Genomic DNA, 23309 nt, shown 5'->3' with positions numbered 1-23309 from the left:
GAACAATATGACTAGCAATATTGTCGGACAATCAGAGGTCGACGACGAGCTCCGAAGTGGCCGCCCTGCTGCAGCACAACGTGATGACCGAGCCGGACGCCTTCTCCCCCGGAGTCAGCACCACGTCGCGGTGGTCCGGCGTCCCCGAAAGCACCCCCACCACGCAGGTTCCGCACACGCCCTGCTCGCACGCCGTCGGGACGAACACGCCCGCCCGGTCGAGGACCTGGGCCGGGGTCTCGGTCGCGCCGACCTCCACGGTCACCTTGCTGCGGGCCGCGGTCAGCACGAACGGACGTCCTTCGGTGTCGGCCTCGTGCTTGAAGTGCTCGACCCGGAACGCCCCGGCCCCGATCCCCGCGGCGAGGGCGCCCTTGCGCACGAAGTCCATGAACGCCTCGGGCCCGCACACGTAGACCGTCGACTGTGGACCGGCCGCGCGCAGCACCTCCTCCGGGGCGAACGCGCTCCCGTCGGAGTCCGCTCCGACGTGCAGGGCACCGGGCGGGACGAGGGATTCGAGTTCGGCGGTGTAGACCGCCCGGTCGGGCGTGCGCACGCGGTAGTGGAACTCGAAGCCGGCGTTGCGCGCGGCGAGCCGGCGCGCCATCGCCAGCAGCGGGGTCACGCCGATGCCCCCGGCGATCAGCACCGCGTGCTCGTCGTCCTCCCCCAGCTCGAACGTGTTCTTCGGCTCGCTCACGAGGATCCGGTGCCCGGGCCGCAGCCGCTCGTGCACGAACCGCGAACCGCCCCGGGAGTCGGCGGTCTTGAGCACCGCGATCTTCGCGGTTCCGTCCTCTTCGGACGCCGAAAGCAGCGAGTACTGCCGGATCAGGCCGTTGGGCAGGTGCACGTCGACGTGCGCGCCCGGCCCGTGGCCGGGCCACGGGCTGCCGTCGACCGGGCGCAGCTCGACCTCGAGGACACCGTTGCCGACGATCCGCCGGCCGCTGACCTCGACCTCGATCGTTCCCTCCGGCGCGGTCACGAAGCCGTCCCCATGCGGTCGGCGGCCAGCCGCACGACCTGGCGCGACGACAGGGCCAGCAGCGGGTGCGCCCCGGCTTCGACGAGCGCGTCGAAGCCCGGGCGGCGCAACGCGTCCTGGAAGCGGGGGTCGAGGCCGCTGGCGGCGATCACCGCGTCGGCGTCGCGCGCGTAGTCGTCGCGCAGCTGCTCCTCCACGATCAGGCGGTGGAGGAACCGGTTGAGCGGCAACGACTCCGGCTCGGGGAACTTGTAGTAGACGAAGTCCTCGCTGGTGAACTCGTACCCGCCGTACTTCGGCACCGACACCTCGCGGCTCGCCTCGTGCACGGTGTCCTCGGAGGCCTGGGGCAGGAACTGCACGACGCCCTGGCCGTGGTGGGCCAGCTCCTGGTACGAAAGCAGATGCCCGGGCAGCTCGCCGATGATGCCGAGCAGCACGAACCAGGTCAGCAGCTCGCTCTCGCCGACCTCGTCGAGGTTGACGGGGGTGAGGTCGAGCAGGTCCTGGTACCGGCCGGCGGCGGTCTCCTGGACGACCCAGCGGTCGAACTCGTAGTTCGGCGCCATGTACCGGGAGGTGCCCGGGAAGTGGGACATGCCGCCGCTCGCGATGATCGCGATGCGCTCGTCGCGGGTCTCCAGCGCGCGCCCGATGGCGCGGCCCAGCTCGTAGCAGCGGCGCGGGCTCGGGATCGGCGGCAGGTAGGTGTTCACCAGCAGCGGCACCACCGGGGCGTCGGTCTTGCCGAGGATGTACTTGAACGGCGTGAGGAACGCGTGTCCCAGCACGGCTTCCTGGGAGTAGGTGACGTCGAAGCCGTCGGCGATCACCTTCTTCAGCAGGTCGACGGCGACCTCGGTGTGCACCTTCTTGTGCATCTGCTGTTCCATGTAGTGCGCCTCGCACTCCTGCGAGACCACCATCGTGAACGTCGGCACCGCCTCCAGCCAGAAGGTCTCGAGGTGGTCGAGGCCGATGACGAGCACCGCGTCGGGCGCGGCTTCCTCGATGGCCGCGCCGAACGCCACCAGTGCGTCCGTGCTCTTGTCGAGCTTGTCGAGCTCCTCGTGCTGGGGCCGGCTCAGCAGCTGCGGCGCGTGGACCGCGGCCGCCGCCGCGACGATCTCAGCCATGCGTTTCTCCTTCGGGGGATATCGGGGCTCGGTGGCCTAGAGGTCCAGGGTCTGCGGGGCGAAGACTTCGTCGAGCGACACCTTGCGCACGGCGATGCCCTGCTCGGCCACGTACTGGCCGAGCCGGTCGAGCATCGTGCGGTTGGCCGCCATTCCGTACGGCACGGGGTCGGTCGCGGCGAGGCGGCGGGTGGCGTCCGCGGTCGCGGGATCCAGCAGCCGCCACGGTTCGAAGCTCTTCGCGGCCTCGGCCAGCACGGCGGCCTTGGCCTCGGTGAAGGCCGAGTACAGGTTCAGCACCAGCCACGGCAGCTCCTCGGCGAGCTCCCGCCGCACGGCGACGCAGTGCGTGGCGTGCAGACCGGTGCCGCCGGCGAGGTAGCGGGCCCGTTCGGTCTCGGGGTCGAACAGCCGGCGCACCCTCAGGTCGGCTTCGCTGCGTTCGGGCGAGCGGTCGACGAGGTTCTTCTCCGACAGGTACAGCAGGGATCCGGCGAGGTAGTCCTCGGCGAGCAGGGTGCCGATGTTCTCCTCCGGCGACATCACGTCGACGCGCACACCCTCGGGCGGCCGGAAGTCCGTCGCCGCGCCGTGGCTGTGAGCGGCGCCGCGTTCCATGACCCAGTGGACGTCGGCGGGATCGACGCCGAAGTCGTGCTGCAGCACGCCGCGGCTCCACACCGCGGAGGTCTGCTGGTACTCCGGCACGCCGATCTTCCGCCCGCGCAGGTCCGCGGGGCTCTCGATGCCGGAGCGCTCGCCGACGACGATGCCGAGGTGGCACAGCGTGCGGGTGGTGAACACGGGCAGGGCCACGAACCGCCGGTCGTCCAGCGAGGCCAGGCGGAAGCAGGTCGACAGCGACGCCTCGAAGACGTCGAACTCGGCGAAGTGCAGCTGCCGCCAGAACAGCTCCGACGGGTGGTAGGCCAGCATCGTCGGGTCGACGCCGGCGATCCGGGCGCGCCCGTCGAGCAGCGGGCGGGTGAACGTGTTGTCGGTGAGGGCGACGGTGAGCCGGCGCGTCATGCGCTCTCCCCCGCGCGGTTCAGGATGAGCAGCAGGTAGCCCGTGGTCGAGGAGTTGTAGATGATCGGCTGGATCCGGTCGAAGGTCCACCCCTCGGCGACGGCAGTGTTGAGCTCGCGTTCGAGCTCTTCGGACACGGCCTCGGGCGTGAGGCCGGTGGCGCGGATGGTCACGATCTTGTAGGTCATGGGTCGCTTTCGTCGGTTCGGCGTGGGGCTCAGTACCAGGCGGACTGCAGGTCCTTGGCCGCCTCGCGCCAGGCGTCGTCCTCGGCCACGAGCAGGTCGGCGGCGCGGGTGTCGCGGTGGTCTTCGGGAGAGGCCCCGACCATCGGCTCCCCGCGCTCGGCGCGGTCGGTCGCTTCGAGCAGGAGCTTGCGGGCGGTGGAGATCGCCAGGTCGGTGCTGCCGAGCGCTTCCTTGCTGCGGTCCACGATCCGGCCCATGCCGGTCTGGATCGCGAAGTCCTGGGTGTTGACGCCCTCGATGCCGGTGAACGTCCGCGTGCGCTGCACCTCGCGGTCGATCATGAAGTCGTTCTCCGGTTCCCGGACCAGCCAGTACGTCCCGGGTTTGAAGTCCTGCGGGCCGCGGCCCATCTCGTCCTCGTGCTCGGCGAACCACCCCTGCGGCATCGGCTGCTCGGGCCGGGCGGAGTAGGCGAAGTTGTAGATGGCGGTGTTGTGGTCGTCGATCGGCACCCAGATGTGGCCGTGCAGCGCGGGGTACTCGGCGTCCTCACCCTGGCCGTGCCAGCTCAGCAGCACACTGCGGATCTGCATGAACGGCATGGCGAACTGGTACACGCGCAGGTAGCGGCGCCCGCCGCCGACGCGGCGCAGGCTCGCGTAGGTGAACCCGTGCGGCTGCAGCTGTACCTCCAGCTTCGGGTGCCGGTCCAGCGCCCGCAACGACTTGGTGTTGGACAGGTCGTTGTTGTGTGCGAACGACGAGTGGGCGGTGTCGATCCCGCCCTCGATCGCCTGCAGGTAGTTGCACGGCTCGTTGGTCTTCGAGACGCCGCGGTGGGTCTCGGGCGCGCGCAGCCATTCGTAGTCGGGAGGTTCGGGCATCGTGTCGACCGGCCCCATGTAGGTCCAGACGATCCCGCCGGCCTCGTACACCGGGTAGGCCTTGATCCCGGCGCGGAACCGCAGCCGCGCACCGGGTTCCTCCGAGGGCGTGTCGAGGCAGTTGCCGTTCACGTCGAACTTCCAGCCGTGGTACACGCAGCGCAGACCGCATTCCTCGTTGCGGCCGAAGAACAACGGCGCCCGCCGGTGCGAGCAGTAGGCGTCGAGCAGGCCGACCTCGCCGTTGGAGTCCCGGAACGCCACCAGGTCCTCACCGAGCAACCGCACCCGCACGGGCGGGCTGTCGGGCTCGGGGACCTCCTCCGACAGGACGGCCGGGATCCAGTACCGGCGGAAGACCTGTCCCATGGGGGCCTCGCCCTCGACCCGGGTGAGCCGTTCGTTCTGTTCTCGTGTGATGCGCATCTTGCCTCCGAGGGGAACTGTCAGGCTGCGGTGTGCACGGCAGCGCGGGGTGTCACGGCTGCGCGACGGTGACGGTCGCGTGGATGACGTCGGCGACGGGCCCGTCGCCACCGGTGGAGAGGATGGCGTCGGCCACCCGGTCGTACGGCACCGTCATCGTCGCGAGTGGACGGACGAGGTCGAGGTTGTCCTGCAGCATCCCGATGGCCGACTCCACCGCGTCGAAACTGTGCCCGCGCATGCCGACCACGGTGAGGCACTTCCGGGACAGGGCCCCGAGATCGATCCCGTCCTGCGGCTTGCGCTCGCGCACGGGCAGCACCAGCCGGCCCGACTTGCGCAGCACCGCGATCGCGTCGTTGAACACCGCGGCCGTGCCGGACGCGGTGTTGACGACCAGGTCCGCGCCCTCGCCGCCAGTGGCTTCCCGGATCCGCTCCACCAGGTCGGGGCCGCTGGTGAACGTGTGGGTGGCGCCCAGGGACCGGGCCGCGGCGAGCCGCACGCCGTCGCGTTCGAGACCGACCGCGACGATCACCGACGCGCCGGCGATCCGCGAAGCCAGGACGCACCCGAGACCCTGCTGTCCCGGCCCGATCACGACGACCGCGGAGCCGGGGCCGGCTCCGCCGTTGCGGTAGGCCCACTCGTACCCGTTGGCCACCGGCAGCGCGAGGGTCGCGATGTCGGACGGCAGCGAGTCCGGCACGTGGTGCAGCACCGTGCGCGGGTGCAGGTACTGCAGTTCGCTGAACCCGCCCCACAGTCCCGGCGCCACGGTGAGCGCGGTGGTGCCGTACCGCAGCGCGTCGGGGCGCGCCGACGGGTCGGATTCGAGGCACCACCGGAACTCCGACGACCGGCAGAACCGGCAGTGTCCACAAGGGAGGTACTCCTCCAGCAGCACGCGGTCCCCCGGCGCCGCACCCCACCTCGCGACCGCGGACGCCGTCGCGTCCGCGATGACCCCCACGGTCTCGTGGCCCATGACCCGGGCGGGCTCGTCGGCCCGGTCGAAGGAAACCACGTCGGAACCGCAGATCCCCACCGCCTCGACGGCGAGCAGGCCGCCGCCGCCGGTCAGGTCCGGGACGGGGAGCTCGCGGAACTCGACGGTCCGGCGGCCGGTCGTGACCGCGGCCCGGGCCAGACGCTCGTTCGGCACTGAAGGTGTCCTTCCCTCGTCGCTGATCTGGTTGTACTTTATTGTTAACAATCCTGTCGCGCAATCTGCGTGAGGATGTAGTTCGCATAACGAAGGGGCGGGATGAGCACCTACGTACTGGTTCACGGGGCCTGGCACGGCGGCTGGTGCTGGCAGCGGGTGACAGCCGAACTCCAGCGGCTCGGGCACCGGGTCTTCGCGCCGACGCTGACGGGGATCAGCGACCGGCGCCACCTGATCTCCCCGGACGTGGGGCTCGAAACGCACACCGAGGACGTACTCGCCCTGCTTGAGGCGTGGGACCTGACGGACGTGGTCCTGGTGGGACACAGCTACGCCGGGCAGGTCGTCACCGAGGTGGCGGCGAGGAGCCGCGCCCGGATCGGGCATGCGGTGTACCTGGACGCGTTCGTCGCCGACGCCGGCGAGCGCGCGATCGACCTGCTGCCCGACCACGTGGCCGGGCACTACCGGGAATCCGTGGCCGGACCCGGTTTCGGGTGGCTGATCCCGCCGCGCTCGCTGGAAGTCCTCGGAGTGACCGAACAGGACGATCTGGACTGGCTGACCCCGCGGCTGTCACCCCATCCCTGGAAGACCTACCTGGACCCCGTGAGCGCCGCGCTGCCGCGTGACCTGCCGGCGACCTACCTCGACTGCACCGACTGGATGGCCGTGTTCGCGCCCTACGCCAAGCGAGCCGCCGAGCGCGGGTACGACGTCCAGGAGCTGTGCACCGGGCACGAGGCCATGGTCACGGCTCCGGCCGAGCTCGCCGGCGCCTTGCAGCGCGTCACCGTCTGAACCGGCTCACGCCGAGTCCACTCCGAACAGAGAGAGCCTCCATGGAGTTCCTGGTCCGATCGACCACCAGTTTCCCCCCGCACCTGACCGCGGACCACATCGGTGAGCTGCGAGCACAAGAGCGCGCCCTCGCGATGCGGCTGCGCGCCGAGGGCGTCCTGACGAAACTCTGGCGGCTGCCCGGCAAACGCGGCACGCTCGCCCTGTACGAGGCCCGGGACGCCACGCACCTGCACGAGATCCTCACCTCGCTGCCGCTGTTCCCCTACCTCGACGTCGAAGTCGAAGCCCTCGCGACCCATCCGCAGGAGCTGCTGCCCGAGGTCGTGAACCTCGCCGCCGCGGCGGCCGGGACGAACGGCGCAACCCGGGCGTGACCACCGCCGGCGGATGGTGCCGAACGGCCGCGAGCGCATCGTGCCCATCCGCCGGGCGGCGCGAACATCACTTCGATGGATCCGCCGCGGCCGTAGCGTCTTCTCGTTCCGTGACGCAGGATGGGGGGCATGCTTTCGAATCCGATGTGGCGCCGGTGCGGGGAAAACGTCGAGATCCCGGGGGTGCCCGCGTGACCGGAAATCGCCTGCGGGGCTACGTTTCGCACAGCGAAGACTTGCGATCCGGGCGGCTCAGTCCCCGTGCCTACCTCGAAGAAACGCTGACCCGCATCGACGAGCTCGACCCCACGGTGGCCGCGTTCGTCGTCCTCAACCGCGAAGGGGCGCGGCAGGCGGCGGACGAGGCGGCGCGGCGGTGGGCCGCCGGGCAACCGCTGTCGCCGATCGACGGCATGCCCGTGGCGATCAAGGACATCATCGAGACCGCCGACATGCCGACCGGGCAGGGCTCGCCGCTGTGGGAAGGCACCGAAGGCAACCGCGACTCGGCGAGCGTGCACGCGTTGCGCGAGGCGGGCGCGGTGATCGTGGGCAAGACCACCACGACCGAGCTGGCCTCGAAGCACCCGTGGCACGAGACCACGAACCCGCACGACCCGAGCCGCACGCCGGGCGGCTCGTCCAGCGGCACGGCGGCGGCCGTCGGGGCCGGCATGGTCCCGGTGGGCCTGGGCACGCAGCTGCTCGGCTCGATCCTGCGCCCGTCGAGCTTCTGCGGCGCGGTGGGTTTCAAGCCGAGCGTCGGCGCCGTCAACCGGAGTGGTTCGCACGACCACTTCAGCCAGAGCTGCCAGGGCTCGATCGGCGCGACGCTCGCCGACACCTGGGCGGTCCTGCGCGCCATCGCCGACCGCGCCGGCGGCGACCCCGGCTACGGCGGCCTCGCCGGCGACGTGGACTTCACCCGGCGTACCAAGCCGATGAAGCTCGCCGTCCTCGAAACCGGCGGCTGGAGCGCGACCACCGAAGGCGCGCGCCAGGCCTTCGCCGCGGCGAGGCAACGCCTGCAGGAGCACGGCATCGAGGTCCTGGACCGCACGCAGGACGAGCGGATCGAAACGGCCGAAACCGCCGTCGCCGACGCACTGCGGCTCACGCAGGCCATCGTCGCCTGGGAGGGCCGCTGGCCGCTCAACACCTACGCCGACCTGGACGCCACCAAGCTCAGCCTCGACGCGCGTGAACGCCTGAAGATCGCCGAAGCGATGACCCAGCACGAATACCGCGAGCTCCTCGCCCAGCGCGCCGCCGCCCGCGCCACCTACGAGACCACCGCGGCCCACTTCGACGCCACGATCACCCTCGCCGCCTGCGGCGCCGCCCCGACGGGCCTCGACTCGACCGGCAACGTCGCCATGAACGTGACGGCGTCCCTGCTCGGCTGCCCCGCCTTGACCCTCCCGGTCCTGGCGGACGAGGGTCTGCCCCTCGGCCTGCAGATCCTGGGCCGCACCAACCGCGACGCGGAGCTGTTCGAGGTGGCGAACTGGATCGCCGACGAGGGACTGGGCCGCCCGGACCTGGTGGGCAGCGTCTCCCGGTAGTCCGCGCCCTGCCCTGGCCGCACTACGCGGTCGACGGGCCGGGCAACACCCCCGGCCACCTCGCACGGCTCGTCGACCGCGATCTACTTCTTCAGGACGAAAGTCAGAACTCCGATGACCAGCGTGACGAAGACGCCGGTCAAACCGATCATCGCCGAGCGCCAGGCGTGGCTTGCCTCGGTGCGGTGTTTTCGGTAGTCCTCGTTGCTCACTGCGTGCACCGCGGCATAAGACTTGGGGAGCCGCTGGAGCGACCACGTGCCCGACACAACGGCCAGGAACGTCAACCCGCCGCCCAGAAACCAGCCGGCGGCACCCATATCGGAAACAATTCTCAAGGGCGTGATCACAGCCAGCACCGCCGCGAAAAGATAAGGCCATGCCGCCGCCCGGTAGCGGGCGGACGGTCGGGGGCCAGGTCGGTCCTTCGTCTGCCGTGCCCGTGCCCACCGCGTGTAAACGGCTTCGCTCACATGCCGTTCGCCGATCGCGACCGCCTGGGTACTGGCGAGGATCACCTCGGCCTTTGCCGACTTCACGACGATGCGACGAAGCTCTGCATCAGACAGCTTCGGAAGGTCCGACGGCTCCTCGAACGAGCCGCCGTCGAATTCGAACTCGGTGCGAGTCGCCCCGTCGGCGAGACCCTCGTCGAGAAGCTCTCGGAGAGCTTCAAGGTCGTCGATGGTGACATGAACCCGGCCGAGTTGCCGCCGGTGCCGGCCGAGGGCCTGCTGCTGGTCCAGAAGCCCGCGTCGCTTGACCGTCATCGGTGAAGCGTATCGAGCAACGTAGAACGATCTTTGACCTCATGGCCGAATCCGCAGGAAATCGCGAGCACCCGCGGTACCGCCCAGGTGTCGTGCCCACGAGGTTGCCGAACGCGGCGATGAAGTGGCTCGGGTTGGCCCAGCCGCAGGCGTGCGCGACGTGGGTGGTGTCGTGGCCCTCGGACAGGAGGACGAGGGCGTGGTGGATGCGCAGCTGGGTGCGCCACTCGTGGAAGGTCATGCCGAGTTCGTGGTGGAGCAGGCGGCTGAGGGTGCGGGCGCTGGCGCCGGTCGTCCGTCCCAGGTCGGCGAGAGGGGTATTGTCCGCGGGGTTTTCGGAGAGCACACGGGCGACGGCGCGCAGGCGGTCGTCGTAGGGGTCCGGCAGGTGCAGGGGCTGTTCGGGGGCCGCGTGGAGCTCGTCGACGAGGACGCGGCGGAGGCGGGCGCGCGCGGCGGGGGCGAGGGGGCGCGCCGCGGGGTCGTAGTTGCGGGGGCCGGTGAGGGTCAGCAGCACGCTGCGGGCGAGGTCGGACGCGGTGAACACGGCGGGGTGGTCCGGCACGAGCCGGGCCAGCGACGGGGGCAGGAAGACGATCCGCATGTCCGTGTCGCCGTGGGCGCGGTGCTGGTGGCCGGCGCCGGCGGGGGTCCAGGCGACGCGGTTGGCCGGGACGATGGAGGTGCCCTGTCCGGTGTGGACGGACAGGACGCCGCGGGCCGCGTAGACCAGGTGGCCGCGCGAGTGGGACGACACGGGGCTGGTTCCGCCCGACGGCCACCGGTGCGCGCCGCCGGACGGCCAGACGTGCGAGTGGGCAGGTTGGCGGCCGTCGGGCATGGGTTGGCATTTTACCGGTGGCCGGACACGCTGCAGCCGGGTGAGAGTGCACGGCATGACGACGACGATGCGAGCGGCGGTGTGCGTCCGGGCGGGCGGGCCGGAGGTGCTGGAGGTCCGTGAGGTGCCGGTGCCGGCCGTGCGGGAAGGCTGGAGCCTGGTGCGGGTGCGCGGCACGGGCCTGAACCGGTCGGACTGAGGACGCGCCAGGGGCATTCCCCCGACGTGAGGTTCCCGCGGGTGCTGGGCATCGAGTGCGTGGGAACCGTCGCCGCCTCCACCGATCCCCTGCTGCCGGAGGGCACCACCGTCGCGGCCGTGATGGGTGAACTGGGGCGGCAGTTCGACGGCGGCTACGCGGAGTACGCCCTGGTGCCGAACCCGCTGCTGATGCCGGTCACGACGACCTTGCCGTGGGAGGTCCTCGCCGCCCTGCCGGAGACGTACCTGACCGCCCAGGGCGCGCTGGACAACCCTGGCGGCCACGCACGGGCGGCTGCTCATCCGCCGCGGGACGTCGTCGGTGCCGGCCGCCGCGTCGATCGCGGCCGCCCACGGGGTCGAGATCGCGGGGACGACCCGGCAGCCGGCCAAGGCCGACGCCCTGCGCGCCGCCGGTGTCGACCACGTGCTCCTCGACCCCGGCGGCTCGCTCGCCGCGAGCGTCCACGCGCTCTGGCCCGGCGGACCCGACCACGTGCTGGACCTCGTCGGGGCGAGCACCGGTGGTCGACTCGCTGGGCCTGGTCCGCCGCGGCGGGACCGCGTGCGTGGCGGGTTCGCTGAGCGGGTGGGTGATCCCCGACCTCGAACCGATCGCGATGATCCCGTCCGGGACGAAGCTCACGGCGTTCCACAGCGACACCGTCAAGGGCAGCACGGCCGCGCTGCAGCGGGTCGTCCGCGAGGTCGAAGCCGGCGGGTACCGGCCCAACGTCGACCGGGTCTTCGGCCTCGTGGACATCGCCGAGACCCACCGCCACCTGGAAAACGACCGTGCCACCGGGAAACTCGTCGTGCTGCCCTGACCGCGCACCGCCGGGGACCGTCCACTCAGGACGGAAACTCCACGTCGAGTCCCATGATCGTCGTGGTGCGGCTGCGGCGGAACCACCTGCGGGCCGGGACGATGTCGGGCAGCTCGTCGAGCAGGGCCTTGCGCTGCGCCGGGGTCACCGCGCGCCAGCGCAGTTCCAGCACGGGCCGGACCGGAGACACGAAGGCGCGCACCCGCTCGTGGACCTCCGCGACGCGGGTGCGGTACTCCCGGTCCGGCTCGTAGGACAGTTCCAGGTCGATCAGCGGCTCGGCGCCCCCGGCCCGGTGCCGGCACCTCGACAGCATCCGCGCGATCTCGTCCACGGCGAGCTGCACCGTGGTGGTCATCCGGTTCTGCCACGGGCCGGGGTGCAAGGAGTCGACCCCGGCCGGCGCCAGATCCGCCAACGGCACGATCAGGGCGCCGATCGCGGTCCCGGTGAGCTCGACGCGGAGCCGGCGCCCGCCCGCGTCGGCGCTGAAGCGGGGCACCCGGCCGGCCAGTCCGACACCGGACCGCAGCCGCACCCACTCCGAGACGTCGCCGGGCGGGTGGCCCGACAGCACGAACGTGAACTCCAGCTCGTCACCCGCGAGGTTCATCTTCGCCGGGAACGGGGACCCGAGGTCGGTCATGAACGCCGAGCCGATGGTGAGAGCGACGCTGGACCCGCCTCCGGTCATCACCGCCTCCTCGTGTGGGGTCCCGGCTACACCTGCAGGTCCGTTTCGATGCGCTTGAGGTAGTGCCGCGCCAGCGCCAGGTTCGCGCGTTCGCGGTCCAGCACCAGGTAGAGGAACAGCGAGTTCCGGGAACCGACCGAGTTCAGCAGGCGGATCAGGTGGTACTGGCGGTGCAGCGTGATCAGGATGTCCTCGATGCTGTCGTTGAGCGCGAGCGACGCCATCACCCGCAGCTTGGACCGCACCACCTCGGTGTTGCCGGCCGCGGCGACCTCGAGGTCCAGCCAGTCGCCGCCGCCGCTCGTGCCGAGCGACATCCCGCTGTCGTAGTCGACCAGCGCGACGCCGATGGCGCCGGCGATCGACATGGCTTCCTTCAACGCGGTGTCGATGTTCATCATCACTCGAACTCCTCCTGTGAACTGGTGGTGGACGGGGTGCCGGATTCGGCTAGGCGGCCAGGATCGCGCCGAGCCGCTCGATCACGGGGCGGGACTCGAACAGCAGGCGGCCGACATTGAGTCCCTTGTCCCCCATGACGACCAGCACCGCCACGCGGCCGATCGCGTAGACGGCCATGTAGCCGTCACTGCTGAAAACCACGGTCTGCTTCAACGTGCCTTGCCCGCACACCTCCGACGCCTGGCGCGCGATCCCGAGGTCGGCGGCCGCCAGCGCGGACAGCTTCGCGGGATCCAGGTGGTCGGCCGCGTCGGCCATGATCGGTATCCCGTCGACCGCCGCGAGCACCGTGTCGGTGACGCCGGCGACGTTTTCCCGGAGTTTTCTCAGCTCGGCGGCCAGCGCGTCGAAATCCACTATTCTTTCTTCCTGCATCGAAAAGGACGAACGGATCGGATGGAATTCCGAAGACCCGGTGTACCCCGGTGACCGGGTGGGCAAGATCCGCGCACAGCACATTCGGAGTCAGTCCGATGATCACGTTCCAGCAATGACTCCGAGTCAATTCGTGGTGCGAAACCCGGCCGGCCGACTCGATCATCGCCCATCGGGGTCACTCTTGCGAGCGCAGACACTACCCAAACCACCACTCTCGGCCAACCAGCGACACAAGATCACTTGCGGCGCCACACGATCAGCCCAACCGCATCCCGTCACCGCGCACCAGAACCGAGGAAATGGTCTGGTCGACGTCAAAAGATCACCGCATCACGGCCGGGGGCGTTTGCCGTCTTCGATCACCCGCGCGAACTGCTACGACGCGAGCGGGGAATCGCGGCCGCCGGCGCTGGATTTACCGTCCACTCACCTGGTCGCGCCTGCTCCGGTCGGCCGATAACGCAGGACTGGTACAACTGTGAAACACACCACGTCGCTCGCCGAATGCACCCATTCGGCCGCCACTAATACCGCAATTCGGCCTATTCATCTTCGCGGTTCGAGTGTGGTGCGCGGCACTCCGATGTGGACAGTGCCGGACCAGGAGGGCCCGGATTAGCCCGAATGGCCGCAACAGAAAGCCTTACCAAAACCGGACAATGCCTGCATTATGGGAGCCGGCCGGAGCCACTCGAGGGGACGGTGTCATGGCCACCTGGTGGATCGACTACAGCAGCAAGAAATTGTCCGCCGCCGAAATCCTGGCCACACCGGTCGGGCCGGACGGCGAGCATCCGACCGGGGTGATCCGGTACATCGACGCGCCGAACCTGCTGAGCACCAAGCACACGAACACCACCGAGTACAACGACCACCGCGCGGCCGGGCTCGGGATCGCCCTGTACTTCGAGGTGGGCAAGAACGATCCGATGGGCGGGTTCGCACAGGGGCAGGAATACGGCAGGCGCGCTCTCGCCGGGGCGAACCTCCTCGGATTCCCCGGCGTCGTGTTCTTCTGCGCGGACCGGTGGTTCACCTCAGCCGGGTTCCCGACCATCACCCCCGCCCTGTGGCGCGGCTACCTCGACGGCGCGGTCAGCATCCTCGGCCGCGGCCGCACCGGCGCATACGGGTTCGCCGACGCCATGGACGCCGCGGTCGGCCACGTCGACTACTTCGTCCAGTGCGGCCGCCAGTCCGAGGTCCGCGACTTCGTGCACGGCTGGCAGGACAACAACGTCCAGCCGCAGGTCGGCGGCATCCAGACCGACCGGGTCCTGATCCGGCACCCGATCCCGTTCACCCCCACCCGGCCGGGCGCGCCCGGTGTCCAGAACGACGAGGAGTGGAACATGCAGCTGGCGTCCGGAGACAACCGCAGCCTCTCCTTCGACATCCCCACCGGGGCCACCCAGCTCCGCGTCAACTGCCCGATCGACTTCCTCGTCGTGCACGGGATCTGGCAGGCCGGGGAGTCCCTTCCCACCGGGACCAACTTCGACTACAAGTGGAGCTACGAGGAGGACTTCCGGGTGGACCGCCTCCGCCCGTGGAAGATCCGCGTGGTCGCGGGCGCGACGCAGGGGTCGATCATCTACTCGTACTCCCCCGGCCACCCCGAGCGGATCGCGTCGCTGTCCTTCCGCTGACCTCCCGGCCGCCGGCGGGCACCGCCTCACCCGGACCGGGCGAGGCGGGCAAGCCGCCCGGGTCGCGACGATGGCGAGCAGACCACCGTCGGCGCGCACACGAGGAGGCGGACGTGGCCGAGGAAACCGGCGCCGGACGCCGTCCCACGGCGCGGCGGGCCGTCGCGGCCGCCGCGGCGCTGCTCGGCGCGCTCGCGGTCACCGCCGCGTGCTCGGGCGGCCAAAGCGGACCGACGCCGGCGCCGTCCAGCGCGCTGTCCGCACCGGCCTCTCCCGCGCCGACCTCGGGTGACTCGCGCGTCGAGTGCGCCGCCGTCGCCACGGCGGCCCAGAACCTCGCGACCAAGACGGCCTCGCTCGTCACCGGCCAGGCCAGCCGCGACGAGGTGGCCACCGCGGCGCGTGACCTGCGGTCGTCCCTCGACGCCGCCCGGGCCGTCGTCGGGCCGGAAGCGCGGTCCGACCTCGACGCCGCCGGCAGCGCGGTCCAGCAACTGCAGGACGTGCTGACGACCCAGCCGCTCGACGTCACCGCGCTGCGCACCGCCGCGACGCAGGTCGCCACGTCGGTCGGCGCCGCCCTCTCCGTGTGCGGCGGCACCTCGAGCACCTCGAGCACCCCGGGCGCCCCGAGCGCGCCGAGTACCCCGAGCACCGCGGCAACGACCTAGGTGTCGGGTACGACCGGGAAGTTCACCGGTCGCGGTACTGCCGCCACACCACCGCACCCGACTAGCGTTCACCTCGGCAGCACCGGTGCCGGCAACGACGCCACGACCCGAGGCTCCGCACCCACTCCGTTTCGCGCACGAGAGGACAGCTCATGCCCAAGGTGACAGTCGGGGAAGAAAACGGCGCGCCGATCGAGCTCTACTACGAAGACCACGGCGCGGGCCGCCCGGTCGTGCTGATCCACGGCTGGCCCCTGTCGAGCCGGTCGTGGGAGGGCCAGGTTCCGGCGCTCGTCGAAGACGGCTACCGTGTGATCACCTACGACCGCCGCGGGTTTGGGCAGTCGTCGCAGCCGTGGGACGGCTACGACTACGACACCTTCGCCGACGACCTCGACAAGCTCCTCGCGGCCCTCGACCTCACCGGCGTCACGCTCGTCGGCTTCTCGATGGGCGGCGGCGAGGTCGCGCGCTACGTCGGCCGCTACGGCACCAGCCGGGTCGCCAAGGCCGTGTTCGCCGCGGCCGTGCCGCCGTACCTGTACAAGGAGGACGGCAACCCCGAAGGCGGTCTCGACGAAGCCGCGCTCACGGGCTTCCACGACGGGATCCGCGCCGACCGCCCCGCGTTCGTCGAAGGGTTCGTCACGAACTTCTTCTCCGTCAAGGGCCGCACCGACCTGGTCAGCCCGTCGGTGCACGCCTACAACACGGTGATCGCCGCGTTCGCCTCCCCGAAGGGCACGCTGGACTGCACCACCGCGTTCACCAAGACCGACTTCCGCGACGACCTGAAGGCCTTCACCATCCCGACGCTGGTCATCCACGGCGACTCGGACGCGATCGTGCCCTTCGAGTTCAGCGGGAAGCGGACCGCCGACGCCATCCCCGGCAGCCGGCTCGTGCTCGTCGAGGACGCCCCGCACGGCCTCAACGTCACCCACGCCGCCACCTTCAACGCCGAGCTGCTCACCTTCCTGCGCGAGTGACGGCCCGCGCCGGTGTGGTGCGTTCCGGCACCACACCGGCGTGCCGGTCACACGACCGGATGCCCCGCCTCGGCGAGCAGTTCCTCCGAAAGCGCCCACAGCCGCCGCGCCTTCGCCGGGTCGAGCGCGAAGCCCGCGACGCCGCGTCGCACACCCTCGGTGAACGGTTCGGCCTCCTGGCAGTCTTCGAAGTACTTCCCGCTCACGCCCGCCACGAGCGGCGACGCGGCGAGCAGCACCGAAGTCGCGGCGCCCTGCGGGATGTCCTTCACCGAAACGCCGGTCGCGCCGGAGGGGTCGAAGGCCGACGGCGGGTTCTCCCTGTGCCGGCCGAGGTTCGTGGACCAGATGCGGCCCGGGTTGAGCGCGTTCACCGTGATCCCGTCGGCGGCCCACAACCGGGCCGCCTCGACGGCGAAGAGGATGTTGGCCGTCTTCGACTGGCTGTAGGCCGCCCACGGGTCGTACGGCGTGCGGGTGAAGGAGACGTCGTCGAAGAGCACCTCGCCGTTGACGTGTCCCACCGAGCTGACCACGACCACGCGGGCGTCTCCCGCCGCGGCGAGCGCGCCGTGCAGGCCGGTCGCCAGCTGGAAGTGACCGAGGTGGTTGGTGGCGAACTGCAGCTCCCAGCCCTGCGCCGTCCGCCGCTCGGGCGTCGCCATCACGCCGGCGTTGGCAACCAGGGTGTGCAACGGCCCTGACCAGGCCGCCACGAACGCGCCGACCGAGGCCGGGTCGGCCAGGTCGAGCGTGGCCACGAGCACGGCGGAGTTGCCCGTGCTCGCCGCGATCTCCCGCGCCACCCGCTCCCCCACCGCCGGATCGCGCACGGCCAGCGTCACCTCCGCACCGGCCGACGCGAGCGCGCGGGCCGTCTCCTCGCCGATCCCCGACGCCGCCCCCGTCACCACGGCGCGCCGGCCGCTCAGGTCGACCCCGGCGACCACCTCGGCCGCCGTGGACGTCGCACCGAAGGGCGTGGTCACTCGCTGGGTCATGGTGCTGTCCTCTCTGCTCCGCTAGTCTCGTATGTGGAGCCGGTTCCACTTACGACTATAAGCGGATGCGGGTCCACTTAGCAAAGAGGAGTGGCGTGACGAACACCGGACGGTCGCTGCGGGCCGACGCGCAGGAGAACCAGGACCGCATCCTCGATGCCGCGGCGCGCGCGTTCTCCCTCCAGGGGGCGGACACCTCGCTCAAGGCCATCGCGAAGGAGGCCGGCGTCGGCATCGCCACGCTGTACCGGCGGTTCCCGGCCCGGGAAGACCTGGTGGAGGCGACCTATCGCAGCGAGACCGAACGCCTGGCCGGATCCGCCGCGGACCTGCTCGCCGAGCTGCCGGCCGACGCCGCCCTGCGCGCGTGGGCGGAGCGGTTCGTGGACTACACGCTCACCAAGAACGGGATGGCCGAAGCCCTGCCCGGCATCCTGGCCGCACGCGAAGGCCTGCGCACGCACAGCCGCGACCTGCTGCGCGCGGCGATCGGCCGCATGCTGGCCGCCGCGGCCGAAGCCGGGACGCTGCGCGCCGACGTCCCGGCCGACGACGTGATGATGGCGATCGGCGGCGTCACCCTCATCGCGGGCCACGAGGACCAGCGCGAGCTGGCGTCACGGCTGCTGGACCTGGTCGTGGCCGGGCTCCGGCCCCATTGAGCCTCAGGCCGTCTTCACCCCGACCAGCTCGGCCGAGCGGTCCCACAGCCGGCGGGCGAGGTCGTCGTCAGTGGCCTGCGGGTTCACGCGCCGCGCGACCTTGCCACGCTCGTAGTACGCGCCGGACTCCCATTCGGCACCGGGCTCGCTGGTCGCCAGCCAGACCAGCTGGCGCGCGCCCTTCTCCGGGCTGACCATGGCCATCCGGCCGAGCGGGTTGTTGTAGACCAGCCGGAAGAAACTGGAGCTCTCGGTCGCGAAGGCCGTGGCGACGGCGCCGGGGTGGAACGCGGCCGCGGACAGGCCCCGCGCGTGGAACCGGGTGTGGAGCTCGCGGGTGAACAGGATGTTCTCCAGCTTCGCGGTGCCGTAGGCCTTGTGCGGGGTGAACGCGGCGTCGTGGTCGAGGTCGTCGAGCCGCAGGTCGCCGAACAGCCGGGCGCCCGAGCTCGACGTCTGGATCACCGAGGCGCGCGACGCCAGCAGCTTGTCCATCAGCACCGTCGTGAGCAGGAACGGCGACAGGTGGTTGACCTGCAGGGTCTTCTCGAAGCCGTCCTCGGTCTTGGCGCGGTCGCCGAAGATGCCGCCGGCGTTGTTCACGAGGACGTCGATGCGCGGGTGGGCCGCGTCGAGCGCGGCGGCCAGGTCGCGCACCTCGGCGAAGCGCGCGAAGTCGGCGACGTGGTGCTCGACCCCGAGCTCCTTCGCAACAGCCTCGGTCTTGGCGGGCGAGCGCCCGGCGACCACGACCCGGTGGCCCTCGGCGTGCAGGCGGCGGGCCGCGGCCGCACCGATGCCGTCGCTGGCACCGGTGATCACGATCGTCTTCGGTTCGGACATGACGCTCCTCGCTCTCGGGCTTGCTTGATCGGCACTGTACGCCACTCTTGGCACTCAGTGCCAACTCCGCCCGACGCTGCTAGGGTGGGCCGGTGACCGACCACCGCCCCGGCCTGCGCGAACGGACCCGCCGGGCCGTGCAGCAGGACATCACCGAGGCCGCGCAGCGGTTGTTCGTCGAGCACGGCTACGAGCGCACGACGATGGACGACGTCGCCGAGGCCGCGGGGCTGTCACGGCGCAGCCTGTTCCGCTACTTCCCCACCAAGGAAGACCTGATCGTCGGCAAGTTCGAGGTGCTGGCCGAGACGATGGTCGAACGGCTGCGCGAGCGCCCGCTCGACGAACCGGCGTGGACCTCGCTGCGCCGGGTGTTCGACTTGCTGGTGCCCTACGTCGACGCGCCCGGCAAGCACGAGGTCGCCGAACCCATGCAGCGCATCGTCTTCGCGACACCCGCACTGCTCGCGAGCTACCTCGAGAAGCTGCACCGCATGGCGGCCGCGGCCGAGACCGTGCTGCGCGAGCGCGCCGAAACCCGCGGCACGCGGTGCGACCCGGCCGACCCGGCGCTGCCCGCCGTCGCCGGCGCCGCGTTCTCGTGCCTGCTCGCCGCGCAGCACGCGTGGCTCGCCGGCGGCGCGACCGAGACGTTCGCCGCGTGCCTCGACCGGGCGATGGCCGCCGTCGCCCCCGCCGGCAACGCTTGACCCGTACCGGTTCCGCCCACGTCGGCGCGGATTTTTCCTGACAGCGCCGCCGTGCCGCGGGCGGAGACCGCTGAAATCGTTGCCACGGAAGGTGTGTCCGCGCCCCGCACAACGGCGCAGAGAGCGCGTAGGGTGCGAAGTGCCGCCCCGGCCCCCGGCGGTGAGCCAGCGGAGTGAGGGGCCGCCGTGGATTCCGTGGACTTGACGGGCATCGCCGAACCGCACCTGAGCACCGTGGCCGCCATCGTCGGCTACGTGCGCCAGGGCCGGTTCACCGAAGCCGAGGCACAAAGGATGATCGACCGGGTCCGGGTGCGGAGCCCGGAGAGTCCACAAGGGACGGTCGGGTCCGGGCTGCCGCGACCCGCCGGAGAGAGCGCTTCCCCGGAGCTGGGGAACCCGTGATCAGTTCTTGCCGTACGCCCGTGTCAGCACCACGGCCGGGTCGAGTTCGCGTTCGGCCAGCGAGCGGGCGACTTCGCCGAGCCGCGCGTTGTGGCTGCGCGCATACCGGCGCAGCGCCGCGAACGCGTCCGCCATCGACAGGTGCCCGCTGACCGACAACACGCCCTTCGCCTGTTCGATGACCACCCGGCTGGTCAGCGCCGACTGCAGCTGGTCCGACCGCACTTCGCCGCGGCGGATGGCGCGCTCCTGCAGGATCCCGATCGTGGCGGTGTCCGCGAGGCCCTGCGCCAGCTCGAGGTCCTCGGGCGGCACGCTCGCGCGACCGAACAGGTTCAGCGCGCCGATCGTCAGCCCGCGCAGCCGCAGCGGCAGCGCGTGCACCGAGGCGAACCCCGCCCGCTGCGCCGCCGCGGCGAACCGCGGCCACCGCTGCGTGTACGCACCGATCGACGCCGCGTGCACTGCCGTGCCGGATCGGAAGCATTCCACGCCCGGTCCCTCGTCGACGCCGAGCTTGACCAGCTCCCGCAGCCCGTCCTGTTCCGAGGACGCCAGCGCGCGGAGGCTCCCCCGCTCGTCGGCGAGCGTCAGCCCTGCGGCCCCCACTTCGAACAGCTCAACACAGCGCTGCGCCAAGACGTGCAGCAAGTCTGCGACGTCGTAATCGTCGACCAATGTGTCGGCCATCGACACACACGCCCGGATGATCAGTAGCTCTCGATCGCCCACCACAGCAACCCTCCCCGTTTTCGCCCGTGGTGTTCATACTGGTCCTCCTTCCCACGCCACGTCCAACTCCGGCCCCCGCGCGTCGACGTTCCCCGCCTGTCCGTTACTTCGGCCGCAGAAAGGTTCAGCCGGGCGGCCGATGTGCCGATCCCCCATCCGGTCCCGCCGGTGTCACCCGCGGGCGTTGGCGATCAGGAACGTGTAGTGGCCCTCCAGGTCCTCGCGCGCGTCGAGGACCTTCTCCGCGAGTCCCACCCTGGCCTCGCGAGAGAGGAACAGCTGCGTGTCGTCGATCGCGACGACGTCGTCGCCCAATCCGGGGCAGGTCGCCACCTCCACCTCGACCGCCGCTCCCGCCCGGGGCGGCCCGTCGAGGACGAGGCGGCAGCCGCCGCGCCGTCCGACGTGGTGGGCCTCGGTGATCCGGTCGATCGCCGCGATCGCCGATCGGGTCATGGTGAGCATCCGTCATCCCGCCTTTCTCCGGTCGTTTCTCCAGTCGTTTTTCCTGTCCTGCCCCGGCTCCGGCCGGTCAGGACCTCGTCTTGCGGTCCAGCTCCACCGTCCACTCGTGCTGCCAGCGCCGGATCCGCACGCGGTCGAGCCCGAGGACGAGCGCGCCGTAGAGCAGGCTCAGCAGCGCGCAGAACCCCGCCCACGTCCCGAACCCCGTCATCGCACCCTCGACCGAGGCCGTGCGCGGGTCGAGGGGCGGCGGCACCGGGTCGCCGGCCCGGTCGAGCCACACCACGACCGTGTCGCCGGCCTTGGTCAACGGATCCGCGTCGACCTGTGCGACGCGGAAACCCCCGTCGGGCAACCGCCACCGGGCGTCGCGCGGCTGCGGCCCACCCGGCACGCCGTCGGGGCCGACGGCCTGCTGCGGCGGCCCGTCGACGAGCAGCGTCGCGTCGACGCGGTGGCGGCTCGCCGCTTCCTCGGTGGCCTGGTTTCCGCGCTGCGCGGCGGTTTCCGACCCGACGACGCCGGCGAACGGCACCGCCAGCAGCGCGAGCACCACGAAGACGGCCAGCACCACCGCCTGGAACCGGTCGGACGACCGGACCACCACGCCGCCGCGCGGGACCAGGGCGTGCCACATCCGCCTGCACCAGTCGGCCGAACCGGTCACGGTGCTCGCCTCCCGTCGTCGGGACCCCCTCCGCTCACCGGTACGGGCGTGCGCGCCCGGTGCGCCGAAGCGCCGCGGGCCGCGAGCCAGATGCACGCCACTCCCCCGGCCAGGAACACCACGCCGACCACGACCAGCAGCACCGACAGCCAGCCGATCGCCGGCACGGTCGCACCGGCCTCCGCGTCGACGGCGACGCCGCGGGACCCGTCGGAGTTCATCACCACGACGGTCCAGTCCCCGCCGCGCACGGGCCACGCCACGGACTGCGTGCCGGGCCCTGAGGCCTGGCCGGCCCAGATTCCCGCCTGCTCGGGCGGGATCGTGGCCGCGCCGCCCGGGGTGTCGACGCCGACCGAGCCGCGGTCGCCGAAGTCGGTCACCGTCGTGTGCTCGACGCCGGCGAGGTACCGCGCCGCGCTCGCGGCCGGCGCGATGCCGATGAAGACGCCCTGGGTGGTGTCGACGGCGGTGGCGCGGATCCGGGTGTCGCCGACGATCGCGGCGAGGTCCGGGCCACCGGTGCCCAGGCCGTGCAGCTGCACGGGGTTGCTCGCGAGCGCGTACCCCGAAGCGTTGAACGGGGCCGAGCCGGAGAAGTAGCCGTCGGCGTCCCGCTGGTTGCGGTCGGCCCACATCAGCGCGCTGCCGCCGGAAAGGAGGCCGGTGGAGAACAGCACGAGCACGGCGCCGCAGATCGCGGCGGCGATCCGGCCGCCCGTCCAGCCCGTGGCCGCCGGGCCGGGACCGCTCGCCGGTGGTGCCGGGGGCGGGGCGAACGGTGCCGCACCGGCCTCGGTCCCCGGCTCGGTCGCGGAACCGGGCGGCGGCTGGGTCAGCGGTTCCGGCGAAGGCGCCGGCCCGCCTGGTTCGCTGCCGCCCAGGTCGAGCCGGAACGGCGGGTACCGGTCGGTCAGCAGCGACACGTACGCGGCCACCCGCAGCACCCAGCGGTCGAGGCCGACGATGAAGTCGTACAGCGGGCGCGGGTACTTTCCGGTGAACAGCAGGATGACCGCCGCGATCAGCACCAGGATGCCGACGAGACCGCCCGCCGCCCAGGTGAAGTCGTACCGGCCCGACCGCGTGAACAGCCACGTGCCGCCGCCGACGAACAGTCCCACGATGACGAGCTGCGGCAGCGCCAGCAGCCACCACTTCACGAGCACGAGACCGCGCGAGAGCCGTTGCGGGTACTCGACCCGCAGCCGCGCCGGGTACTCGGGCACGTCGCCGAACGTGAACGGCGGGTACCGGTCGGTGCCGAGCGCGGCGTAGGCGTAGTACTGCACGCGGAAGCTCCACCGCAGCACGCCCACGGTGAACTCGAACAGCGAACGCGGGTAGCGGCCGGTCACGAGGATCGCGAAGAACGCCGCGATGCCCACGAACGGGTAGGCGATCCACAGGACCGTCAGGACGAGGTAGTGCGGCAGCGCCAGCAGCCACTTCACGAGCCAGAGCCAGCGGGACAACGGTTCGTCCAGCCGCGCCTCGACGTGGACCGGGTAGTCGGTGTTCACGTCTCGCACCTCCTTCACCTCGGCCACCGGCGAGGCCGCGGGTGTCCGCTTCGGTCCGAAGTGGACACCTGTTCGCGAAAACCGCCGGAGGCGGGCGGGTATCGCACCGCGGGCGCGACCCGTGGGGAACTTCCCGGGCGCTCGGTGGTGGAGTCCCACCGCACCGAGGTCCGGAGCCGGCGCCGGGCAGCGCCCGAAGGGAAGGACAGGGTTCGAGTGTTGCACGCCGTGACCGCACCCACCAGGGCCGCGGC

General features: G+C 71.3%; 28 protein-coding genes and 2 pseudogenes. 13 read left to right on the top strand and 17 right to left on the bottom strand.

Annotated features, from left to right (window positions below; all coding sequences use genetic code 11):
* Nucleotides 1-31 precede the first annotated feature (31 nt).
* The 6 genes from ACFY1H_RS38140 to ACFY1H_RS38115 are packed head-to-tail and all read right to left on the bottom strand — an operon-like array spanning nt 32 to nt 5819.
* Nucleotides 32-991: a PDR/VanB family oxidoreductase gene (locus ACFY1H_RS38140; RefSeq protein ID WP_386954675.1), complete on the bottom strand. Its 960-nt coding sequence runs from the start codon at nt 989-991 to the stop codon at nt 32-34.
* Nucleotides 988-2127 carry a hypothetical protein gene (locus tag ACFY1H_RS38135; RefSeq protein ID WP_386954672.1) on the bottom strand — a complete coding sequence of 380 codons (1140 nt, stop codon included), beginning with the start codon at nt 2125-2127 and terminating at the stop codon, nt 988-990. Before ACFY1H_RS38135 ends, ACFY1H_RS38140 begins: the two co-directional genes overlap by 4 nt.
* A 36-nt stretch (nt 2128-2163) precedes the next feature.
* Complete coding sequence (locus ACFY1H_RS38130) at nt 2164-3156, bottom strand: ABC transporter substrate-binding protein (protein ID WP_366583675.1); 993 nt, start codon at nt 3154-3156, stop codon at nt 2164-2166.
* Nucleotides 3153-3344 carry a hypothetical protein gene (locus ACFY1H_RS38125; protein WP_366583674.1) on the bottom strand — a complete coding sequence of 64 codons (192 nt, stop codon included), beginning with the start codon at nt 3342-3344 and terminating at the stop codon, nt 3153-3155. The genes ACFY1H_RS38130 and ACFY1H_RS38125 overlap by 4 nt, the downstream gene beginning before the upstream one ends.
* 29 nt (nt 3345-3373) lie before the next feature.
* Entirely contained in the window at nt 3374-4654 is a 1281-nt protein-coding gene (locus ACFY1H_RS38120) for a Rieske 2Fe-2S domain-containing protein (RefSeq protein ID WP_366583673.1), read from the bottom strand.
* Between the two features lie 52 nt (nt 4655-4706).
* Entirely contained in the window at nt 4707-5819 is a 1113-nt protein-coding gene (locus ACFY1H_RS38115) for a zinc-binding dehydrogenase (RefSeq protein ID WP_386954667.1), read from the bottom strand.
* 102 nt (nt 5820-5921) lie between these two features.
* Here ACFY1H_RS38115 and ACFY1H_RS38110 point away from each other — a divergent pair, with 102 nt between their 5' ends.
* The 3 genes from ACFY1H_RS38110 to ACFY1H_RS38100 all read left to right on the top strand — a co-directional run bounded on the left by ACFY1H_RS38110 (nt 5922) and on the right by ACFY1H_RS38100 (nt 8565).
* Complete coding sequence (locus tag ACFY1H_RS38110; RefSeq protein ID WP_366583671.1) at nt 5922-6623, top strand: alpha/beta hydrolase family protein; 702 nt, start codon at nt 5922-5924, stop codon at nt 6621-6623.
* Between the two features lie 41 nt (nt 6624-6664).
* Complete coding sequence (locus tag ACFY1H_RS38105) at nt 6665-7000, top strand: muconolactone Delta-isomerase family protein (RefSeq protein WP_366583670.1); 336 nt, start codon at nt 6665-6667, stop codon at nt 6998-7000.
* Nucleotides 7001-7191: 191 nt separating this feature from the next.
* Nucleotides 7192-8565, top strand: coding sequence for an amidase (locus tag ACFY1H_RS38100; protein WP_366583669.1), 1374 nt, complete (start codon nt 7192-7194; stop codon nt 8563-8565).
* An 83-nt stretch (nt 8566-8648) separates the two neighbouring features.
* Here the strand turns inward: ACFY1H_RS38100 and ACFY1H_RS38095 are convergent, their stop codons facing one another.
* Nucleotides 8649-9335, bottom strand: coding sequence for a hypothetical protein (locus ACFY1H_RS38095; protein WP_366583668.1), 687 nt, complete (start codon nt 9333-9335; stop codon nt 8649-8651).
* Nucleotides 9238-10176, bottom strand: a complete 939-nt coding sequence (locus tag ACFY1H_RS38090) for an AraC family transcriptional regulator (protein ID WP_386954662.1) — start codon at nt 10174-10176, stop codon at nt 9238-9240. Before ACFY1H_RS38090 ends, ACFY1H_RS38095 begins: the two co-directional genes overlap by 98 nt.
* Before the next feature lie 55 nt (nt 10177-10231).
* On the opposite strand from ACFY1H_RS38090, the gene ACFY1H_RS38085 reads away from it, so the two are divergent.
* The 4 genes and pseudogenes from ACFY1H_RS38085 (at nt 10232) to ACFY1H_RS38070 (ending at nt 11204) form a co-directional block, all read left to right on the top strand.
* On the top strand, nt 10232-10375 hold the full coding sequence (locus ACFY1H_RS38085; RefSeq protein ID WP_366583666.1) for a hypothetical protein: 144 nt from the start codon (nt 10232-10234) through the stop codon (nt 10373-10375).
* A gap of 26 nt (nt 10376-10401) precedes the next feature.
* Nucleotides 10402-10515 (top strand): annotated as a pseudogene (locus tag ACFY1H_RS38080) (NADPH:quinone reductase); the annotation flags it as partial.
* Nucleotides 10516-10699: 184 nt separating this feature from the next.
* A pseudogene (locus tag ACFY1H_RS38075) lies at nt 10700-10834 on the top strand (hypothetical protein); the annotation flags it as partial.
* A 67-nt stretch (nt 10835-10901) separates the two neighbouring features.
* On the top strand, nt 10902-11204 hold the full coding sequence (locus tag ACFY1H_RS38070; protein ID WP_366583665.1) for a zinc-binding dehydrogenase: 303 nt from the start codon (nt 10902-10904) through the stop codon (nt 11202-11204).
* Nucleotides 11205-11229: 25 nt separating this feature from the next.
* Here the strand turns inward: ACFY1H_RS38070 and ACFY1H_RS38065 are convergent, their stop codons facing one another.
* The 3 genes from ACFY1H_RS38065 to ACFY1H_RS38055 are packed head-to-tail and all read right to left on the bottom strand — an operon-like array spanning nt 11230 to nt 12717.
* A complete protein-coding gene (locus ACFY1H_RS38065) occupies nt 11230-11898 on the bottom strand; it encodes a hypothetical protein (protein ID WP_366583664.1) in 669 nt (222 codons plus the stop codon).
* 26 nt (nt 11899-11924) lie between these two features.
* Nucleotides 11925-12296, bottom strand: coding sequence for a hypothetical protein (locus ACFY1H_RS38060; protein ID WP_360598572.1), 372 nt, complete (start codon nt 12294-12296; stop codon nt 11925-11927).
* 52 nt (nt 12297-12348) lie between these two features.
* Nucleotides 12349-12717, bottom strand: coding sequence for a roadblock/LC7 domain-containing protein (locus tag ACFY1H_RS38055; protein ID WP_220247833.1), 369 nt, complete (start codon nt 12715-12717; stop codon nt 12349-12351).
* Between the two features lie 728 nt (nt 12718-13445).
* Here ACFY1H_RS38055 and ACFY1H_RS38050 point away from each other — a divergent pair.
* From ACFY1H_RS38050 to ACFY1H_RS38040, 3 genes are all read left to right on the top strand, one after another.
* Complete coding sequence (locus tag ACFY1H_RS38050) at nt 13446-14387, top strand: glycoside hydrolase domain-containing protein (protein WP_366583663.1); 942 nt, start codon at nt 13446-13448, stop codon at nt 14385-14387.
* Nucleotides 14388-14500: 113 nt separating this feature from the next.
* Complete coding sequence (locus ACFY1H_RS38045; RefSeq protein WP_366583662.1) at nt 14501-15058, top strand: hypothetical protein; 558 nt, start codon at nt 14501-14503, stop codon at nt 15056-15058.
* Between the two features lie 152 nt (nt 15059-15210).
* Nucleotides 15211-16047: an alpha/beta hydrolase gene (locus ACFY1H_RS38040; protein ID WP_366583661.1), complete on the top strand. Its 837-nt coding sequence runs from the start codon at nt 15211-15213 to the stop codon at nt 16045-16047.
* Nucleotides 16048-16094: 47 nt separating this feature from the next.
* Here ACFY1H_RS38040 and ACFY1H_RS38035 read toward each other — a convergent pair whose 3' ends face one another.
* Complete coding sequence (locus tag ACFY1H_RS38035) at nt 16095-17048, bottom strand: SDR family NAD(P)-dependent oxidoreductase (RefSeq protein WP_386954654.1); 954 nt, start codon at nt 17046-17048, stop codon at nt 16095-16097.
* 95 nt (nt 17049-17143) lie between these two features.
* Between ACFY1H_RS38035 and ACFY1H_RS38030 the strand changes: the two genes are divergently transcribed.
* Nucleotides 17144-17710 carry a TetR/AcrR family transcriptional regulator gene (locus ACFY1H_RS38030; protein WP_386954651.1) on the top strand — a complete coding sequence of 189 codons (567 nt, stop codon included), beginning with the start codon at nt 17144-17146 and terminating at the stop codon, nt 17708-17710.
* A gap of 3 nt (nt 17711-17713) precedes the next feature.
* Here the strand turns inward: ACFY1H_RS38030 and ACFY1H_RS38025 are convergent, their stop codons facing one another.
* Entirely contained in the window at nt 17714-18553 is an 840-nt protein-coding gene (locus tag ACFY1H_RS38025; RefSeq protein ID WP_386954648.1) for an SDR family NAD(P)-dependent oxidoreductase, read from the bottom strand.
* Between the two features lie 92 nt (nt 18554-18645).
* Here ACFY1H_RS38025 and ACFY1H_RS38020 point away from each other — a divergent pair, with 92 nt between their 5' ends.
* Entirely contained in the window at nt 18646-19263 is a 618-nt protein-coding gene (locus ACFY1H_RS38020) for a TetR/AcrR family transcriptional regulator (protein WP_386954645.1), read from the top strand.
* Between the two features lie 186 nt (nt 19264-19449).
* Nucleotides 19450-19668: a hypothetical protein gene (locus tag ACFY1H_RS38015; protein ID WP_366583656.1), complete on the top strand. Its 219-nt coding sequence runs from the start codon at nt 19450-19452 to the stop codon at nt 19666-19668.
* Here ACFY1H_RS38015 and ACFY1H_RS38010 read toward each other — a convergent pair whose 3' ends face one another.
* The 4 genes from ACFY1H_RS38010 to ACFY1H_RS37995 form a co-directional block, all read right to left on the bottom strand.
* Complete coding sequence (locus ACFY1H_RS38010; protein ID WP_366583655.1) at nt 19669-20358, bottom strand: GAF and ANTAR domain-containing protein; 690 nt, start codon at nt 20356-20358, stop codon at nt 19669-19671.
* Between the two features lie 213 nt (nt 20359-20571).
* On the bottom strand, nt 20572-20856 hold the full coding sequence (locus ACFY1H_RS38005; protein ID WP_366583654.1) for a hypothetical protein: 285 nt from the start codon (nt 20854-20856) through the stop codon (nt 20572-20574).
* A 76-nt stretch (nt 20857-20932) separates the two neighbouring features.
* Nucleotides 20933-21502, bottom strand: coding sequence for a hypothetical protein (locus ACFY1H_RS38000; protein WP_386954641.1), 570 nt, complete (start codon nt 21500-21502; stop codon nt 20933-20935).
* A 26-nt stretch (nt 21503-21528) separates the two neighbouring features.
* A complete protein-coding gene (locus tag ACFY1H_RS37995) occupies nt 21529-23055 on the bottom strand; it encodes a DUF4389 domain-containing protein (RefSeq protein WP_386954638.1) in 1527 nt (508 codons plus the stop codon).
* Between the last annotated feature and the right edge of the window lie 254 nt (nt 23056-23309).

It is taken from the genome of Amycolatopsis sp. NPDC001319, assembly GCF_042896185.1.
In the GTDB taxonomy this organism is placed as follows: domain Bacteria; phylum Actinomycetota; class Actinomycetes; order Mycobacteriales; family Pseudonocardiaceae; genus Amycolatopsis.
The sequence above is the reverse complement of the archived record's forward strand: the minus strand, read 5'-3'. Positions and strand labels throughout refer to the sequence as shown.

Excerpts from the sequence above, each read along its gene's own strand:
- ACFY1H_RS38135 (WP_386954672.1), bottom strand. The coding sequence starts at position 2,127 with ATGGCTGAGATCGTCGCGGCGGCGGCCGCGGTCCACGCGCCGCAGCTG.
- ACFY1H_RS38130 (WP_366583675.1), bottom strand. The coding sequence starts at position 3,156 with ATGACGCGCCGGCTCACCGTCGCCCTCACCGACAACACGTTCACCCGC.
- ACFY1H_RS38125 (WP_366583674.1), bottom strand. The coding sequence starts at position 3,344 with ATGACCTACAAGATCGTGACCATCCGCGCCACCGGCCTCACGCCCGAG.
- ACFY1H_RS38120 (WP_366583673.1), bottom strand. The coding sequence starts at position 4,654 with ATGCGCATCACACGAGAACAGAACGAACGGCTCACCCGGGTCGAGGGC.
- ACFY1H_RS38110 (WP_366583671.1), top strand. The coding sequence starts at position 5,922 with ATGAGCACCTACGTACTGGTTCACGGGGCCTGGCACGGCGGCTGGTGC.
- ACFY1H_RS38105 (WP_366583670.1), top strand. The coding sequence starts at position 6,665 with ATGGAGTTCCTGGTCCGATCGACCACCAGTTTCCCCCCGCACCTGACC.
- ACFY1H_RS38095 (WP_366583668.1), bottom strand. The coding sequence starts at position 9,335 with ATGACGGTCAAGCGACGCGGGCTTCTGGACCAGCAGCAGGCCCTCGGC.
- ACFY1H_RS38090 (WP_386954662.1), bottom strand. The coding sequence starts at position 10,176 with ATGCCCGACGGCCGCCAACCTGCCCACTCGCACGTCTGGCCGTCCGGC.
- ACFY1H_RS38085 (WP_366583666.1), top strand. The coding sequence starts at position 10,232 with ATGACGACGACGATGCGAGCGGCGGTGTGCGTCCGGGCGGGCGGGCCG.
- ACFY1H_RS38065 (WP_366583664.1), bottom strand. The coding sequence starts at position 11,898 with ATGACCGGAGGCGGGTCCAGCGTCGCTCTCACCATCGGCTCGGCGTTC.
- ACFY1H_RS38060 (WP_360598572.1), bottom strand. The coding sequence starts at position 12,296 with ATGAACATCGACACCGCGTTGAAGGAAGCCATGTCGATCGCCGGCGCC.
- ACFY1H_RS38050 (WP_366583663.1), top strand. The coding sequence starts at position 13,446 with ATGGCCACCTGGTGGATCGACTACAGCAGCAAGAAATTGTCCGCCGCC.
- ACFY1H_RS38040 (WP_366583661.1), top strand. The coding sequence starts at position 15,211 with ATGCCCAAGGTGACAGTCGGGGAAGAAAACGGCGCGCCGATCGAGCTC.
- ACFY1H_RS38035 (WP_386954654.1), bottom strand. The coding sequence starts at position 17,048 with ATGACCCAGCGAGTGACCACGCCCTTCGGTGCGACGTCCACGGCGGCC.
- ACFY1H_RS38025 (WP_386954648.1), bottom strand. The coding sequence starts at position 18,553 with ATGTCCGAACCGAAGACGATCGTGATCACCGGTGCCAGCGACGGCATC.
- ACFY1H_RS38010 (WP_366583655.1), bottom strand. The coding sequence starts at position 20,358 with ATGGCCGACACATTGGTCGACGATTACGACGTCGCAGACTTGCTGCAC.
- ACFY1H_RS38005 (WP_366583654.1), bottom strand. The coding sequence starts at position 20,856 with ATGACCCGATCGGCGATCGCGGCGATCGACCGGATCACCGAGGCCCAC.
- ACFY1H_RS38000 (WP_386954641.1), bottom strand. The coding sequence starts at position 21,502 with ATGTGGCACGCCCTGGTCCCGCGCGGCGGCGTGGTGGTCCGGTCGTCC.